At 48.8% G+C, this 582-nt stretch carries 1 protein-coding gene; it reads left to right on the top strand.

The genetic code is table 11. From position 1 onward, the window contains the following. Positions 1–135: 135 nt before the first annotated feature. Positions 136–582, top strand: a 447-nt coding sequence (locus R7Q11_RS28070) for a lytic polysaccharide monooxygenase (RefSeq protein WP_225467216.1), incomplete at its 3' end; no start/stop codon positions are given.

Consider the following 582-nt stretch of genomic DNA (forward strand, 5'->3'; position numbering starts at 1 on the left):
TCAACACTAGTGCTTAAGATAGCGGGGTTGCCACTTTCTATCTGTATCTAATGAGTTCCAATCAGATGCGGACGAGAGTGCTCTGCATGCGCCGAGTTGTGGCATTCATTTGTCAGCCAAACAAGAGGACGTGTAATGAAATCATTCCCTAATAAATCGCTCGTTGCCTTTGCTATCGCAAGCATGAGCTCTGGTGTCTTAGTACACGGTTACGTATCGGAATCCAACGATGGCGTCGCAGCAAGTCGTGCAGCGCTGTGTAAGTACCCAACATCGGATACCAATGAAAGAAACACTAACTGTGGCGCAATTCAATATGAACCACAAAGCGTCGAAGGCCCTGATGGCTTCCCAGAGACAGGCCCTCGCGACGGGAAAATTGCCAGCGCAGAAACGGCTCTAGCAGCTGCACTAGCCGAACAAACCGCCGACCGCTGGGTAAAACGTCCGATAAAATCTGGTACACAAACGTTTGAATGGACTTTTACAGCAAACCACGTGACTCGTGATTGGAAATACTACATCACAAAACCGAATTGGAACCCGAACGCTTCATTGTCACGCGACTCGTTCGATCTCAAC

It is taken from the genome of Vibrio sp. 970, assembly GCF_033339075.1.